Origin of the sequence: Enterobacter sp. S-33 (assembly GCF_028735835.1) — a bacterium.
Taxonomy (GTDB): Bacteria; Pseudomonadota; Gammaproteobacteria; order Enterobacterales; family Enterobacteriaceae; genus Enterobacter; species Enterobacter vonholyi.
In genome coordinates this window covers 528020-542665 of record NZ_CP117838.1, presented here as the reverse complement: position 1 = coordinate 542665, position 14646 = coordinate 528020, and the positions used below count along the sequence as shown (strand labels likewise).

Below are 14646 nucleotides of genomic sequence, written 5' to 3'. Positions count from 1 at the left end.
AGTGAAACAGACGCCTGCTTAACAAGCGTCTGTTGATGTTAATTAACCGAAACCGAACGAGTTAACTCCCCTTTTCTGACCTCATCCTGCTCCATGCCGTGACGTCGCTCCGCCAGCAGCCGACAAATCTCCGCGTGCTTCTCCTCGGTAAAGGTAAAGCGCGACATAAAGCCCATGCGGATCAGCGACCCAATCGCCGGCAGCAGGCAAATCCCGAAAAACAGCCCCGACAGCACGCTCTCGCTCTGAATTTGCGCCTGCGGCACGTAACCGATCATGGTCAGGAACACCCCGATTAACCCGCCGCCTACCGCCACCGACATCTTGCCGGTGAAGGTCTGCCCGGAGAAAGTGATCGCCGCGCAGCGCTTGTGGGTGTGGTACTCCGCGTACTCGATGGTGTCGGCAATCATCGACGAGGTGAGGATGTTGGTCATCATCACGAACAGCGTGCTCAGGCCGAGCAGAATAAACAGCATCGTCACCTGCTGATACCCGACAAACCACATCACCACGCGCACCGCCACGTCCAGCCCGCAGAGGATCATAAACAACTTCCGCTTCTGCATCCGGCGCGTCAGCATCGGGGCGACCAGGCACAGCACCGCCGCGACTATTCCCATCACGCCAATCGCCATCTGCAGGCTGCCGTCGCCCAGATTGTTGATAAAGAAGTAGATATAGAGACCGCCCGCCACGTTGTGGAACACGCAGAAGAAGAACGACAGCAGGACGATAAACAGCGGCTTGTTCTGGCGCAGGTTGTGGAAGGTGTCGCGGATGGTCACCTTTTCCGGGCTCGGCGGCACGCGCTCTTTGATCTGCATAAAGCCGTTGAGCATCAGCGGCAGGCCCACCAGCATCATCACCAGCGCCGCCATAAAGTAGCCTTTGTCATTGCTGTACTGGGCGAAATAGGCCGCCAGCTTCGGGAAGAAGATGTTGGCGCAGGCGATCCCGGCGTTCACCCCGAGCATCGCCGCCGTCACCGCGCGGGTGCGCTGCCCGGAGTCGTTGGTCATCACCGACGACATCGACCAGAACGGGATATCGGAGATGGCGTACAGCGTCCCCCACAGGATATACGTCACCCCGGCGTAGAGAATTTTGGTGGTCATGTCCGCTTCGATTTTATAGAACGACAGCAGCGTGACGCCGGTGATCAGCAGCGGGGCGATCAGCAAAAAGTGGCGAAACTTGCCGAACCGGCTGTTAATGGTGTCCATGATGCTGGCAAACAGCGGATCGTGAACCGCGTCCCACGCGCGGGCAATCAGGAAGATGGTGCTCGCCGCCAGCGCCGAGATCCCCAGCACGTCGGTGTAAAAATAGTTAATAAACGAACCCACTAAACCAAAGCTAAAACACTGACCTAAACCATAACCAAAATAAGACCACAGCTCGCGAGACGGTATTTTCATTGTCGTTGCCATTGTTATATGCCTGCCTGGTTGCCCGGCGGTGGACCGCCGGGTCGATATTATTAGTCCTGCGCCTGTGGGGCGATCTTGCGCAGCTGCTGCATTAATGCGATTTCACGGCGCGAGAACGGAATGCCGTTCTCCTCAAACACGTCGTGGAACCAGAGGCGGCAGTAGTCAGTGGACTCCTTCATCACCACCGGCCACGGCAGCCACGTCTGGGTTTTGCCGCGAACAAGCCCCCACTGGTACGGCGCGACCTTCGCCGCGTACATCAGCGGAAGCTGCTCTTCGATGGTGCTGCCCACGTGGCGCGCCAGCCATTCGGTACAGAACAGCGGTCGTCCGAGCTGTTGCAGCTGCTGGATAATCGCCGTCATCCGCCCCGTGTGGGTGTAGGCGTGGAAGCTCACCACGTCCGAGAGCGCCAGCGCGGTCTGGTCCAGCGGATGCTGGAAGAACGTCTCGCCCTCCTCTTCCGGCGGCAGGCGCCACGCGCAGACAGTGAGCGGCTGGGTCGGGTCCTCCTCACGCACCCACCGGAACGCCAGCTTCATCAGCTCATGGGCGCAGGTCTCCAGCTTCGCGTCGTACTGCACCTCCTGCGTGCCGGTCGCGAAAATGCCGCGGTTGCCCGGCTCGTTGTAGAGATCCCACAGCAGCACGCGCTTATCCTCGCGGAACTGGCGGACAACGTCGCGGATATAGCGCTCAATGTCTGCCCAGCAGTCCGGATCGCACACCTTGTCGCGCCCCGGGCTCGCCGCCGCCTGGCTGTTGTGCTTGCCCGGCACCGGCGGCTTTTGCGGGCCGAGGTACGGCTCGTCGCCGGAGAAGCCGCAGTCGTCCATCAGGGTCAGCATGGTGCTGAACCCGTGGCCGTCGGCAATCGTCAAAAACTGGTCGATGCGCGCCATCAGCCCGTCGCGGTCGTGCTCCCAGACGATAAACGGCAGGTTGATGCGCAGGGTGTTGTAGCCCGCCTCCGCCGCCCAGCCCAGCTCGCGGTCAATCGTCCCGGCGTCGAAGGTCTCTGCCTGCCAGATATCGGTCCAGTTCACCGCCGTCGACGGCAGATAGTTAAACCCGCACAGCCAGCCCTTCTGCTGATACCACGCCTGTGCCTGCTCCCTGCTCCACTGCTCTTTCATTACGCGCCCTCTTACTGATAATATTTAGCTAATAAATATTAGTTGCGGGATAAATGCGCAAATCACGGCGTTGAGAAAAGCGATGCCCCTCACAAAGTTCACGCTTCGATGAATGAGAAACGTGATCGACGGCGCGTAAGCGTGCGGTTAGGGTATGATGCGAATTCGCGAAAGGGAGAGGACGGATGAAGCGAAAAACGAAAGTGACGATGAACGATATTGCGCGGGCGGCAGGGGTGTCGCAGGCGACGGTATCGCTGGTGCTTAACCAGTCCCGCAACATCAAGCTCAGCGACGACACCCGCCAGCGGGTGATTGGCGTCGCCACCGAGCTCGGCTACGACCGCCTCCCCGCCGTTCACGCCCCGCGCAACCAGGAAGAGATCGCCCTGCTGGTGAGCTCCATGCAGAGCTTCGACCCGTTTATCGACGCCATCAGCCAGGCGCGGGAAGCGGCGTGGCGCAATGAAACGTTGCTCACCGTCTACGACTACGGCGACGACATCGAGCTGGCGCTGAACATCATTCGCCAGCTGGAGAAGCGCAACTGCATCGGGATTATCCTCGCCTCACCGGTCACCACGCTGGTGGACATGACGGCATTCCAGGACTGCACCCGCATCCCGCTGGTGCTGCTCAACCAGCGCGACCCCGGCTCGCCGCTGCTGCCGTCGTTTATTCCGGACGACTACGCCAACGCCTTCCAGGTGACTAAACACCTCATCGCCTGCGGGGCCACGCGCATCGCCCACATTACCGGCGAGAGCTGGATGGAGGCCTCGCGCCAGCGTCTGGCGGGCTACCAGGCGGCATTACAGCAGGCCGGACTCGCGTGCGACGACGGCCTGGTGCGCCAGACCAACTGGCAGTTCAGCGAGTCCTTTACCGCGACGGCTTCCCTGCTGGAACTGGCCGAGCGCCCGGACGCCATCTTCTGCGCCAGCGACTGGCTGGCGATTGGCTGCTATCAGGCGCTGACGGTGAACGGCGTGCGCATTCCAGAAGACATGCTGCTGGCGGGCTACGACGACCAGAAGATCTCCGAGCAGCTTACCCCGCCGCTGACCAGTATCCAGCTGCCCTACAGCGAGCTGGGACGGCTGGCGGTGGAGTACCTGTGCAATCAGGAAGATGCCGCCACGCACGTGACGCTGGCGGGCAGGCTGAAGGTGCGCGCCTCAAGCCTCGTCTGAGGTAAACACCATGCCCGCATAGGGCTTCTCGCGACATGCCGCCAGCCGCGCGGCGAGGCTGCCCACGTGCAGCTCCAGCTTGTGCCCGTCCGGGTCGAGAAAATAGAACGACGCCCCCTCGCTTTTGTTCAGCTTCCAGACGGTGACGCCCGCCTGCTCAAGTTTTTGCGAGAACGGTTCAAAATCCGCTTCCGCCACGGTAAACGCGTAGTGGGTGTAGTCGCTCTCCTGCGGCGGCACATACTGGCGCGCCTCGTCGTACGACAGACAGACCCACAGGTCGCCGCAGGTGAGATAGGCCCCGGTATTCCAGCGAGCATGCAGCGCAAGCCCAAGCAGCTCGTGCCAGAAGGTGACGCTTTTTTGCAGGTCGCTGACCGCGAGGGTCAAGTGGTTGAGTGATTGCAGCATGACGTGCCCTTTTGTTTTTCGCGCCGGACGTGATACGGTAAAGAGATGAACATAAACCACGCCGTCCTCACCGTAAACCGCTGGTGGCTGCCTTCTTAAAGGCGGCACGGAGTAGTTTTCCCCATTTTCAGATAGCCGCCGAAAGGCGGCTTTCACACATCTAAGACCCCTTTCGGCAACTGCCCATTAAGGAGTCTTTATGAACACGCCAACCATCCTCACCGGCGATCGCCCAACCGGCCCGCTGCACCTCGGCCACTTCGTCGGATCGCTGCGCCAGCGCGTGGCGCTCCAGCAGACGCACAATCAATTTGTGCTGATTGCCGACCTGCAGGGGCTGACCGACAACGGCAGCAACCCGCAAAAAATCCGCGACAGCATTCCCGAAGTGCTGGCCGACTACCTCGCCGCCGGCATCGATCCGAACCTGACCACGATCTGCCTGCAGTCCGCCCTGCCCGCCCTCGCCGAGCTGACGATGCTGTATATGAATATCGTCACCGTTGCCCGAGTGGAGCGTAACCCGACGGTGAAGAACGAGATTGCGCAGAAGGGCTTCGCCCGCTCGCTGCCGGTCGGGTTTATGGCCTACCCCATCAGCCAGGCGGCGGACATCACCGCGTTTAAGGCCAAGTGCGTGCCCGTCGGCGACGACCAGCTGCCGATGATTGAGCAGACTAACGAGATTGTGCACAAGATGAACAGCCTGCTGCCCGCCCCGGTGCTGCGCCACTGCAAGGCGATGCTGAGCGACACCAGCCGCCTGCCCGGCATCGACGGCAGCGCCAAGATGTCGAAATCGCTGGGCAACACGCTGCACCTTTCGGCCAGCGAAGAGACCATCCACCGTGCGGTCAGCGCCATGTACACCGATCCGAACCACCTGAAGGTGAGCGATCCGGGGCAGATTGAGGGGAACGTGGTGTTTACGTATCTCGACGCGTTTCATCCGGACAAAGCTAAAGTGGCGGCGATGAAGGCGCACTATCAGGCGGGCGGGCTGGGTGACCGGGTGTGTAAGAACGAGCTGGAGGCGTGCCTGCAGGAGCTGATTGCGCCGATGCGGGAACGGAGGGCGATGTATATGCGTGACAAGGGAGAGTTGATGGCGATGCTGAAGCGCGGGACGGAGCGGGCACAGGGAGTGACGCAGGAGACGTTGAGGGAGGTGAAGGTGGGGCTGGGGGTGCCGGTGTTTAGTTAAAGTCGATTTAGCGGTGGAATGCGGGGGATTGGCATGAAGCCGCTAACTTGATTATTGCGTAAATAAGCGAGGAGCAAAAATTCTTAAATGCATTATTAGCCATTGTCGTTTGTCATTCTGTTAAGAGCGCTATTGTCATAGACTCTTTATTTTTTAACTGTCTCGGAAAATGCTATGGGCAAGTTTATTATTTACATGCTGAATATATTATTCTGTGGTTATGTACTGGCTACATGCCTCATTTCTTTGGTTAGTTTTGATAACTGGGAGGACCGTATAATCGCAGTAACAATAATCTTAGGAAGTGCACAACTTATTGCGACATTACTTAATCGGGCACTGCCTCATAAGTTACATGTTTTACGGGGGATAGCTGAACTGATAGAAGGTCCGCTATTAGTTATTGGCGCAATTGTGTGTCTGGATGTGTTTGAACCCTGGCCTATGAAGATTATTGGAATTTTTGCGTGGGTTATTTTTATGATGTTTCTGCCATCATTTACGAAAAGGAATAAAGAATGATATTCTCTGCCCGCACAAACGAAACGCTGGCGGGCAAGTTCAAGATAGCATCAAGCAGCGGAACCCGATGTTGGACGTTCGTTCCACGCGTCGTGCGCTAACAAGTTACCGTCCTTGTACAAATGGGTAATCTTCTCATAATTAAACGCCACTTCCTCCATATGCCCAGTCCCCGGACAGCCTCGGGTGTCGTACATTACTGGACTCACAGAAATGACCTTAACATTCTCGAGCGTGATTCGGTAATACTCCTCCTCTTGCCCAGAATAGTTAATATGGTAAAACCTGAATTCTGCCGTTTTAAGGGTCTGACCCGTTGCTGCCGCTTTGAACAGATAGGGCGAAGAGCTATCCAATTCCTTGGTAAACTGAAACGGCGAATGTTGACGAGTGCCAGTGACCTTTCCCGTTGCCGAGTCGGTTGGCAGGCTGAGGTTATGTTGTAATCCTCTTAGCTCAATACTTCCTTCCCTTTGTGCAACGTCACAAGAACCACAAATGATTGTGCCGCCGTCATTGGTTAAAAAGAGATGTACAGGTACGGCCATTCTATTGCTCCTTGCGTTTTAGTCGTATAACCATTTGCCCGCTTTTGCGGATTCGATAAGCATTCCAATAGTGAAATCTGGAACCATCACCACCGGGCTTTTTTTGAATGGATTCCATGAAAAAGGCTCATCAGGGTAGTAGGTGTTTATGTTAAAATTCCCTCTATCAACATCAAATTCTTTAAAAAATTCTTCCATTAAATCTTCTGCTTCAGTGACATCAAGCTGCATGTCAGTATCCAAATCAGTTTTTGCATTCAGTAATTTCTGCTTCGCTTCGTTATTCATCAGATAAACGCCGTTATAGCGTCTGGCTAAGGCGTAGATGCGCTGCTCAATATCCTCTACCATAGTTTGTCGCTGCCCCGTGCGATTCGATTATAATCACGTATTGCAGCATAGGTGATTAGTGATACATCAGCGACTAATATCACTATGCCTATTAACGGTATTGTCCTGCCAACAAACGCACTAACTTTCGATACCATTCGACACTTTACTGTCCACGGAGTGTACCCACCAACCCAGGTAGGCAGCTTAATGCCATAAGGAAATTTCGCCTGTTTGAAATAGTTCCTCATGGCTTTCGAGGCTCGGGACGTTCCTTCCGTAGCTCCTGCGGGTTTCTTTCTAGTCGTTTGATTATTAGCACCACTGTATAACGCAGCAATTCCTGCCACATCGTCAATACCAAAATGATCGGCAATTGACTCACAGTAAATCATAAAGAAAAGGCCGCCAGCAGTAAGATTTGTTCTGCCAGCATAAAAATAGGTTCCATTTAGTTCTTCTGTTGTGTCCATAGTTCATTCCATTGAGTTGCTCCAGGAAGAATCATAAATGTTGGACAATAATTAAATTGAGATCTCCAACATACTTCTGAAAAGCCTCCTTATATAACCACAATGATAAAAATACAGCCATACCATTCAGATCAATAATATTATTAAAAAAACAACCCCCCCCCTTCTACTAATTTAAACACCCTCGATTCAGGATCAAGGGTGTTTAAATACGTTATTATTTTGCCTGCCCTAGAGTGCGCTTAACTACCGGGATATCTCCAGTATCATTCAGCGCTCCCGGAAACGTCTTCAACCACTGCGCGACTTTCTGTTTATTGATATTCACCACACTCATACCTTCCAGGCATCCCCATAATTCTCTTGTATGCTGTGGCGTAATCACAATGCAGTCTCTCATGGCGCGGATTTTTACCGGCATGCCGTTGATAAAGCCTGCACGGGTTAACCACTCGCCGCCCAGAAGAAGGTATTTCATGTCTATGCGTGCATACAGTTCGCAACAGGCGGCACTGTCCTGCGGCGTTTCCGCACGGGGATGGACGGGCGCCGCGTTGGGCTGGTTGCCGTGCAGACGGCGGGCGCTGTTTTTGCGTACCAGCTCGCGGTTTTCAATCACGCCGGTGAAAGCGTCTGATTCTGTTTTGCAAACAGTAAACTCTGGCTTAAAATTCGTCGCAGCCATATACAACTCCTTACTAGTTGGTTGTGGTTAGCGGTATGGGGGTGTTGCAGCACCTTCATATCGCGAATTCCTCGTTTAAATTTCTTTGATACTTCCTTTGCCGTTAGGCGTAATTTCTGATGCTCATTATACAGGGCTGAATATAAATACAGCGGTTTGGTGTGGGGTAAATTTGGAATTTGCGAGGGGGATTCAGGAAATAAGGTTGTGTGCGGTAAGGTCATGTTTTTGTTGATTGTGGGTTGATTGGTCTGGATTTTGCGAGCATCATCGCAATTATTTACCTTCTTCCGTAACGCGATGGCTTCCAGCAAAACTCTCGAACAGGCAATTGCCGACATCACCATCTGGCGCAAAGGCGAACAGCGTGCGCCGCATAAGCCTTTATTGCTTCTGTACGTGCTGGCGAACTATCAGCAGGGGCATGCGCGACTATTTGATTATGGTACCGAGGTCCATGAGCAGCTTCTTAGCCTGTTAGAACGCTTTGGCCCACAGAGGAAGGCGCATTACCCGAATATGCCTTTCTGGCGGCTCAAAGGGGATGGATTTTGGGATCTGAAGAATACTGAGTTCTGTTCGACCACAGGCAGCAAGCAACCGCCTGTTAAAGAGCTTGTGGAACATAACGTTGCAGGCGGGTTTGATGAAGAACACTTTGCGCTGCTGAGTAAGAACAAAAACCTGATCGGCTCGCTGGCGCAGCAGATCCTTGAAGCGCATTTTCCTGAAAGCATTCAGGAAGAGATCGCGGATGAGATGAGTTTTGATATCCACCAGATCCGTAAGGTTCGCGATCCGCTATTCCGCCAGCAGGTGTTGCGTGCTTATAACTATGAGTGCGCAATCTGTGGATTCAACATGCGGCATGATAACGCCTCTGTTGGACTTGAAGCTGCGCATATTAAGTGGAAGCAGTTTGGCGGACCGTGTGAGATCCCGAACGGACTGGCGTTGTGTGCGATTCATCATAAGACGTTTGATAAAGGATCTATTGGGCTGGATGAGAGTATGCGGGTGCTCGTGTCTGAGGCGGTGAATGGGAATGGAATTGTTGGGAGGCTTTTTTGGGATTTTGCCGGGAGGCAGATTGCTTTGCCGATGGTGAAAGGGAATTATCCAAGGGAAGGGTTTGTGGAATGGCATCGGAGGGAGGTGTTTAGAGGATGAGCGCGAAGGCCGGACTCGAACCTAAGTCTCCATAACCTGCTGTAATCACGTTCCCTTTAGCCTTTAAAAGAACAATCGTAGGACCTTTTCGTTCTAGGGGCTACATCTTAAGTTTGATCCGGTGGACGGAATCAAACCGAGTGTTCGTGAGGGCACAAAACATCAACGTGCCATACCTGCCTTTTGATGTTTATGGAGGTCTGCCGGGTCGGGAGGAAAGAACGTTTGTCAGCTAAGTGGGCGTTAAGAAAACGCCACTGCGTTCGGATTTTGAAACAAGCTAAACCCGGCGGGCCTTGTTCATAAAAACCATTTAACTCAATGTTATTGATATGAATTAATCCATTCAGCGTCAAATTGAAACGCCACCGCAACGCCTACGTAACGCACCCGCATTTTGCTGTTTTATTCACTCTTATAGAAACAAAGGGCTGATGAAACATAAGACTATCAGCATTTAATGAATGCTGTTCATCCATACAGCATAAAAATTCATAAACTTACATTTGAACTACTTTCTGAGTTTGTCCCACCGCACTGCCGAAACAATGCCCCAGTTGCCACTGGCATTGGGCCTACGCCATTTTGCCGTCTCCATACTACGGAGATACTCAAGCGCTTCGGAAAAGGTGCCAAAACGCTTCTGAGCCGCTTTATCACCTACACCAAACGAACCATCACGGGAGCTCGCCAAACCGGGGTGAAAACAGGAACCATCGGCCGCGTATGGAACCAACAGTTCCGGGTCGTTATCTTCAGATGAGCCAGACGCTAATAACTGCCACGGCTCAACGCTCAAAGCGTTAGCCAGCACCTCAATCGCGTCCAGAGACGCATTAGAGCCACCACGTTCAATTCTGCTCATATAGCTACGTGCAAACCCACACCGATCAGCAAAGGCTTCCTGGCTCAATCCGGTGGCTATGCGGAGTTCTTTTACCCGCTCGCCAAACTGTATTCTCAAGGTCTTTTTCATGCACTGAATGTGCAGTTTTGACCACTGTAAGGCCACGCTCTACATGAGACATTTTGAATCAATACTAACTTCAGCGGGCTGAGTCACTCGCATTAGCCACCTGCCTCATGACAACCCTTAATGATTCAGAATGAACATCAATAGTGACATTTTAAATCCACAAAGTATTATGATCGTCATCGGTTGGTCGTCCCCAACATTCGCTAGTAGGCGTGATGTGTTTTTGAAAATGAGGGAATCATGGCGGGATCAGGTTTTTTATTACCAATGGTGGCGGGTGTCGCGCTTAGTTGCGTCAGCTATGGATTTGTTGCTCGCATTGTTTCAAAACATCAGATCAGCACGCTACGCGCAGTTTCATGGGGAATTCTTGGAACCCTCTCATTGGTGCTAGGCGTATGTGCATTTTCCGCTGTAAGCGCAGAACACCCGGCAGCGAAACACAAGACCTTGTGCTTAGGTAGCGCCCCTGAATGCTATGCAAAAGCGCACCACAACCCCGTCAAAGAGTGCAAGCAGATAATGGACAAGAAAGCAGCGTTTCGCCATGTGTGGCAGGATAGTGAAGCGCGGCCAGTTTTCGACACTTACCTTTGGCACAACGAGCAAAAGAAAACGATTCAAGCATTTGGACAACAGGCTAAGGCCATTAACAGCATGAATATGCTGATACCATTGCAATACTTTTGTGTTTTTAACGCCAACACTGGGGAAGTCATCGCGGCTTCATTTGAATGAAAGCATTCAGGGAATTCTTCCCTGAATGCTTAAAGATTAACTATTTTTTAATCTGAGTCGCTGCTGCTTTTTTTGCTAAATCTAAAATAAGCTCTAAATCTGCCCGAAATTCATCAGGGCTTGGTAACGCTGTCTGTTTGTATGCAGGTTGATCATGAGCATCAGTAATACGATGGCATTTTGACCAGAGTTCAGAAATCGCAATACAACATTCTCGCTCAAGCCCACTTAATTTATGTAAATTGCCAACGCCTATAATTTCACTGAATCTAACCACAATCCCAGCGAATATCACATCTTCAACCATTTTCTCAACCGTTGATCTCATACGGCTATATAATCTTCGCATCGAGTTGTCTTGCTCAGCACTGGGATATACAGGCCAAGGATCTAATTGCCGAGATTCTTGTTTTAACTTTTCAACTCTGGTTTTATAGCTGACCTTGTCCCAAGGTAAACCATCATAAACGCAGCCTGAAAAATCCCCAGTCCATTGCAGGTGATGTATTAAGCTATCGACATTATTTTTCTCGGTAGCAAATATTAACTCGCTCAAAAAAGCGATATCATGCGTGAGGATTATTACCTGCCGATTTTTTGCTTCTTCAACCAATCTTGTTGCTACCCGTCTTCTTCTATGATGATCAAGAGAAGATACTGGATCATCAAAAATGATCCCACATGAATGGTTGGCAAGTTTTAATTCAGCTAAAAAAGATGCTAACGATACAGCCCTCTGTTCCCCTTCACTCAAAATTAAATCCACTTTATTTGAGACAGGTATATCCAAAAGCAAACTATAAAAAACCTTCCCTTTAGAAACTCTTGGTTTGAGAACTGTTTTTATATGAGAAACACCCAATTTAGAAAATTCTTCATCCAAATCTTTTTTTAAAGCATTACTTATTATTGAATTTGCAAACAACTTAGATTTATCTGATACTTTTTTTGATAATGCTGAAAAGCTAATTGAGTTAAGAGTGTTATATAATTTCAATCTACCAACTAAAGAAATTAAGCCTTCTAATTTTTCCGCAAGCATAATTCGTGCTTTGAGTTCTTTACTTTCCTTTATTAGAGCGTCAATCTTTCTTTTTTTGGATGCTTGCTTATATAACCTTGCTTCACGTAACTTGCTAGCAGCCAGAAGTCTTAGCTCCGAAATTGGATTATAATCAAATTCGATATTCGCGAAGTTCTTACTATCAATCATTGAAAGCATCGCAGTCTTTGTATTGATAATATCTTCTTGATACTTATTAACTCTTTCAATTAATTCGCTATGCTCATTGCCAATTTCAATATGTATTGCAGCATTAAAACTAAAATCAAGGGTAGCAGTATATATTTTTTCTCTAGCTGTTTTTAGAGAAGATTTTCTTTCATCTAATAATTTAGATATATCATCATTAATAAACTCATTGAAGCGTAACATTCTGTCAGTTGCTTCGGATATAGGTTGCTGGCATAAAACGCATTTTGCATCACGACCAACGGAGGGAAAATCATGGCCTGGGTAAGCACAACTGAGCGAGTATTTTTTGGCAGACAGAAACAAATCTCTCCAGATACCTTCACCAGTGTTAGGCAATAAATCATCTCCGGCCGCAAGTTTTTGCGCTGACTCGTTTAATGCCTTTTCTGCATTAGTAACGCCTTCGATCAACGACTTAAGCTTTGTCATGGCCGCGTTATTTATAAACTTACTTTGATTATTGATCCTAACGCAAAGCTCTTTTATGTGCGATACACTTCTTAGTAATTCTTTATACTTTTCCTCAGGATTTTTTTCTGCCAGAACTCTATCTAGCTCTTTATCTCTACTTAGCTCGGAATCACTTAAAGTGGCTAAATCTCTTAATTTTACGACATCTGTTTTATGGTCCAATACTTTACATATATCAGATACACTAGTGCCATCTGTAAAAATTTGAGTTATCTCTTTATTCACATCTATAGCCTTAGCTTCGGCTAAAACTTTCTCTGCTAATTTAGGAATTATTATATTTGCAAATTCTTCAAGAATATCGAGACCGCGAGGTAAATAAGCAGCCTCGCCTTCTTTCAGATATGATGATGCACAAAGAGTATCAAAAACACTAATTGAGGACAACAATTCTGGGGATGGTGAATTATAAGACCATTGTAAATCGTGTTCTTTCCCATTCAGAGAAATTTTAAATTTCCCGTTAGGTATATTGGATGAATAGCCAGGCAGGTTTACATTAGGGAGTATCGCACCACCTTTATCTCGTGCTCTACATGCATGCTTGAGAACTCGCCCGTATCCTGATTTTCCCGCACCATTCATACCATAAATGATGGTAATCCCATTATCACAGAATGCAATTTTTTGGTCAGGCGCAATCCTGTTCACGTGAACAAGACTACTTAGTTCTTTAATCTTAATGACTTGATCATTAACCGCTGAAACCGGAATATGATCCTTATTTAAGGGGAGAGATTCTAATTTATCGGAGGGCAATATTTTATTTTCAATCTTTATCAATTCCAATAATTCTTCATAATCACTATCCTCCAATGAGGGAGAAGCCAATTGTCTCCTTAAGCAGTCTCTTGCCCAGAGGGGTAGCTCGGAACTAGACCATTTCAATATTTCCTGTAAGACATCCATGATAGCCTCTAACAGTTATTTTTATAGATAAGAATTGCCTCCTATCTTTCATATAATAGCGTTGATAGAAGATTTCATAAGCAATTCATAAGGTTAGACTGTATCGCATCCACCGAAGACATTGGAACAAAGAAGAACACGCTCTTCAATTTAACTTAACTCTCTCATAAACATCGACATATGCGACACCGTTATGTTTTAAGTGAAGAATTCATTTAACGCAACCGAAAGCATTTTAAACTGAGTCTCTTCTTTCACATTTTCTTCTAACCTACTGATTATCCCATGAACCTGAGACAATCGCCAAGTTCCACCATGAGGCGTAGTTATGCCCAAATGATTAAGTGCATTGGCAATCTTTCTCTGAGATAAGCCCTGCGGTCTGAAAGTTAGAACCGCTATACAACGAGTTGTCGCCCAAGAGCTTCGAGAAGCAATAAACGTTTAAAGCAACGCTGCTATAGTTGCTCTGGAAACGCCGTATTCACGCGCTAACGCACTGACACTGATTCCGCTACTCTTTTTCTCTATAATCGCTCTACGGGCTTCTGGTGCGATTTTAGAAGGTCTACCCAATTTCTTGCCTTCGGCTTTTGCTCGCGACAAACCCGCCTGAGTGCGTTCAATCAGTAGATCACGCTCCATCTCCGCAACCGCTGCCAACATCGACAATAGAAGCTTACCGGCAGCAGAAGTGAGGTCAGTTGTTCCAAGCTGGTGGACGATCACCTTGATGCCGCGATCAGATAACAATCGGACTGTCTGGAGCACGTCGATAGCATCACGCCCCAAACGGTCGAGTTTTGCCACTACCAGCGTTTCACCGGTTCGAATTTTGCCAAGCATTTCAGCAAACGCCTTACGCTGAATTGCCTGAGCTTTCCCGCTAACAATATCGGCAAACCAAAAGTCAAACGTCCAACCAGCTTGCTCAAGCTCCAACCTCTGGTTCTCCGTATCTTGCTGAGCGGTAGAGACACGCCCGTAGCCAAAAATCGCCATTCTCAACACCTCTCAATACCTGTCAGAAAACGGTGTCAACAATAGGACGCCTGCCAACAATTGCCAAGGCTAATTTTTCAACATCCCGGAAGATACCTGCGAAGGGGTGCCGGAAAACGGTCGTTTGTTGGCATGGCTCTACTCAAGTGAGATATAACATCTGCTTCAATCATATAAATAAGGGTGA

Annotated in this window: 16 protein-coding genes; 5 read left to right on the top strand and 11 right to left on the bottom strand. The window is 49.7% G+C overall.

The features are described 5' to 3' along the window. Positions 1-38: 38 nt before the first annotated feature. Both PUP35_RS02535 and PUP35_RS02530 read right to left on the bottom strand, forming a co-directional pair. Positions 39-1433 (bottom strand): MFS transporter, encoded by a 1395-nt coding sequence (locus tag PUP35_RS02535; protein WP_028015354.1) that lies wholly within the window; start codon positions 1431-1433, stop codon positions 39-41. 50 nt (positions 1434-1483) lie between these two features. Continuing rightward, the gene (locus PUP35_RS02530) at positions 1484-2572 is read right to left on the bottom strand and encodes a cellulase family glycosylhydrolase (RefSeq protein ID WP_274241881.1); all 1089 of its coding nucleotides are present in this window, start codon (positions 2570-2572) and stop codon (positions 1484-1486) included. A gap of 185 nt (positions 2573-2757) precedes the next feature. On the opposite strand from PUP35_RS02530, the gene PUP35_RS02525 reads away from it, so the two are divergent. After that, positions 2758-3765 carry a LacI family DNA-binding transcriptional regulator gene (locus PUP35_RS02525; protein WP_274241880.1) on the top strand — a complete coding sequence of 336 codons (1008 nt, stop codon included), beginning with the start codon at positions 2758-2760 and terminating at the stop codon, positions 3763-3765. Here the strand turns inward: PUP35_RS02525 and fosA are convergent. After that, a complete protein-coding gene (gene fosA / locus PUP35_RS02520; RefSeq protein WP_274241879.1) occupies positions 3751-4176 on the bottom strand; it encodes a FosA/FosA2 family fosfomycin resistance glutathione transferase in 426 nt (141 codons plus the stop codon). The two genes, PUP35_RS02525 and fosA, sit on opposite strands and share 15 nt — an antisense overlap. 199 nt (positions 4177-4375) lie before the next feature. Between fosA and trpS the strand changes: the two genes are divergently transcribed. Both trpS and PUP35_RS02510 read left to right on the top strand, forming a co-directional pair. Continuing rightward, positions 4376-5380, top strand: a complete 1005-nt coding sequence (trpS, locus tag PUP35_RS02515) for a tryptophan--tRNA ligase (RefSeq protein ID WP_274241878.1) — start codon at positions 4376-4378, stop codon at positions 5378-5380. A gap of 174 nt (positions 5381-5554) precedes the next feature. After that, positions 5555-5902 carry a hypothetical protein gene (locus tag PUP35_RS02510; protein ID WP_274241877.1) on the top strand — a complete coding sequence of 116 codons (348 nt, stop codon included), beginning with the start codon at positions 5555-5557 and terminating at the stop codon, positions 5900-5902. 50 nt (positions 5903-5952) lie between these two features. On the opposite strand, the gene PUP35_RS02505 is transcribed toward PUP35_RS02510, so the two are convergent. From PUP35_RS02505 to PUP35_RS02490, 4 genes are all read right to left on the bottom strand, one after another. After that, positions 5953-6450: an Hcp family type VI secretion system effector gene (locus PUP35_RS02505; RefSeq protein WP_274241876.1), complete on the bottom strand. Its 498-nt coding sequence runs from the start codon at positions 6448-6450 to the stop codon at positions 5953-5955. Between the two features lie 18 nt (positions 6451-6468). After that, positions 6469-6801: a DUF1493 family protein gene (locus tag PUP35_RS02500; RefSeq protein ID WP_064673157.1), complete on the bottom strand. Its 333-nt coding sequence runs from the start codon at positions 6799-6801 to the stop codon at positions 6469-6471. Beyond that, on the bottom strand, positions 6795-7253 hold the full coding sequence (locus tag PUP35_RS02495; protein ID WP_274241875.1) for an STM2901 family protein: 459 nt from the start codon (positions 7251-7253) through the stop codon (positions 6795-6797). The genes PUP35_RS02500 and PUP35_RS02495 overlap by 7 nt, the downstream gene beginning before the upstream one ends. Before the next feature lie 217 nt (positions 7254-7470). Next, complete coding sequence (locus PUP35_RS02490) at positions 7471-7938, bottom strand: SymE family type I addiction module toxin (protein WP_274241874.1); 468 nt, start codon at positions 7936-7938, stop codon at positions 7471-7473. 300 nt (positions 7939-8238) lie between these two features. Here PUP35_RS02490 and PUP35_RS02485 point away from each other — a divergent pair, with 300 nt between their 5' ends. Next, on the top strand, positions 8239-9108 hold the full coding sequence (locus PUP35_RS02485) for a phosphorothioated DNA-binding restriction endonuclease (RefSeq protein WP_274243216.1): 870 nt from the start codon (positions 8239-8241) through the stop codon (positions 9106-9108). A gap of 511 nt (positions 9109-9619) precedes the next feature. On the opposite strand, the gene PUP35_RS02480 is transcribed toward PUP35_RS02485, so the two are convergent. Continuing rightward, positions 9620-10084, bottom strand: a complete 465-nt coding sequence (locus tag PUP35_RS02480) for a helix-turn-helix domain-containing protein (protein WP_274241873.1) — start codon at positions 10082-10084, stop codon at positions 9620-9622. A gap of 240 nt (positions 10085-10324) precedes the next feature. Here PUP35_RS02480 and PUP35_RS02475 point away from each other — a divergent pair, with 240 nt between their 5' ends. Further along, positions 10325-10822, top strand: a complete 498-nt coding sequence (locus PUP35_RS02475; RefSeq protein WP_274241872.1) for a hypothetical protein — start codon at positions 10325-10327, stop codon at positions 10820-10822. 40 nt (positions 10823-10862) lie between these two features. Here PUP35_RS02475 and PUP35_RS02470 read toward each other — a convergent pair whose 3' ends face one another. The 3 genes from PUP35_RS02470 to PUP35_RS02465 form a co-directional block, all read right to left on the bottom strand. Continuing rightward, positions 10863-13379, bottom strand: coding sequence for an AAA family ATPase (locus PUP35_RS02470; protein ID WP_225627633.1), 2517 nt, complete (start codon positions 13377-13379; stop codon positions 10863-10865). Positions 13380-13655: 276 nt separating this feature from the next. Then, positions 13656-13793 (bottom strand): hypothetical protein, encoded by a 138-nt coding sequence (locus tag PUP35_RS21960; RefSeq protein WP_373275854.1) that lies wholly within the window; start codon positions 13791-13793, stop codon positions 13656-13658. A gap of 108 nt (positions 13794-13901) precedes the next feature. After that, complete coding sequence (locus PUP35_RS02465; protein ID WP_000964075.1) at positions 13902-14459, bottom strand: recombinase family protein; 558 nt, start codon at positions 14457-14459, stop codon at positions 13902-13904. Positions 14460-14646 lie beyond the last annotated feature (187 nt).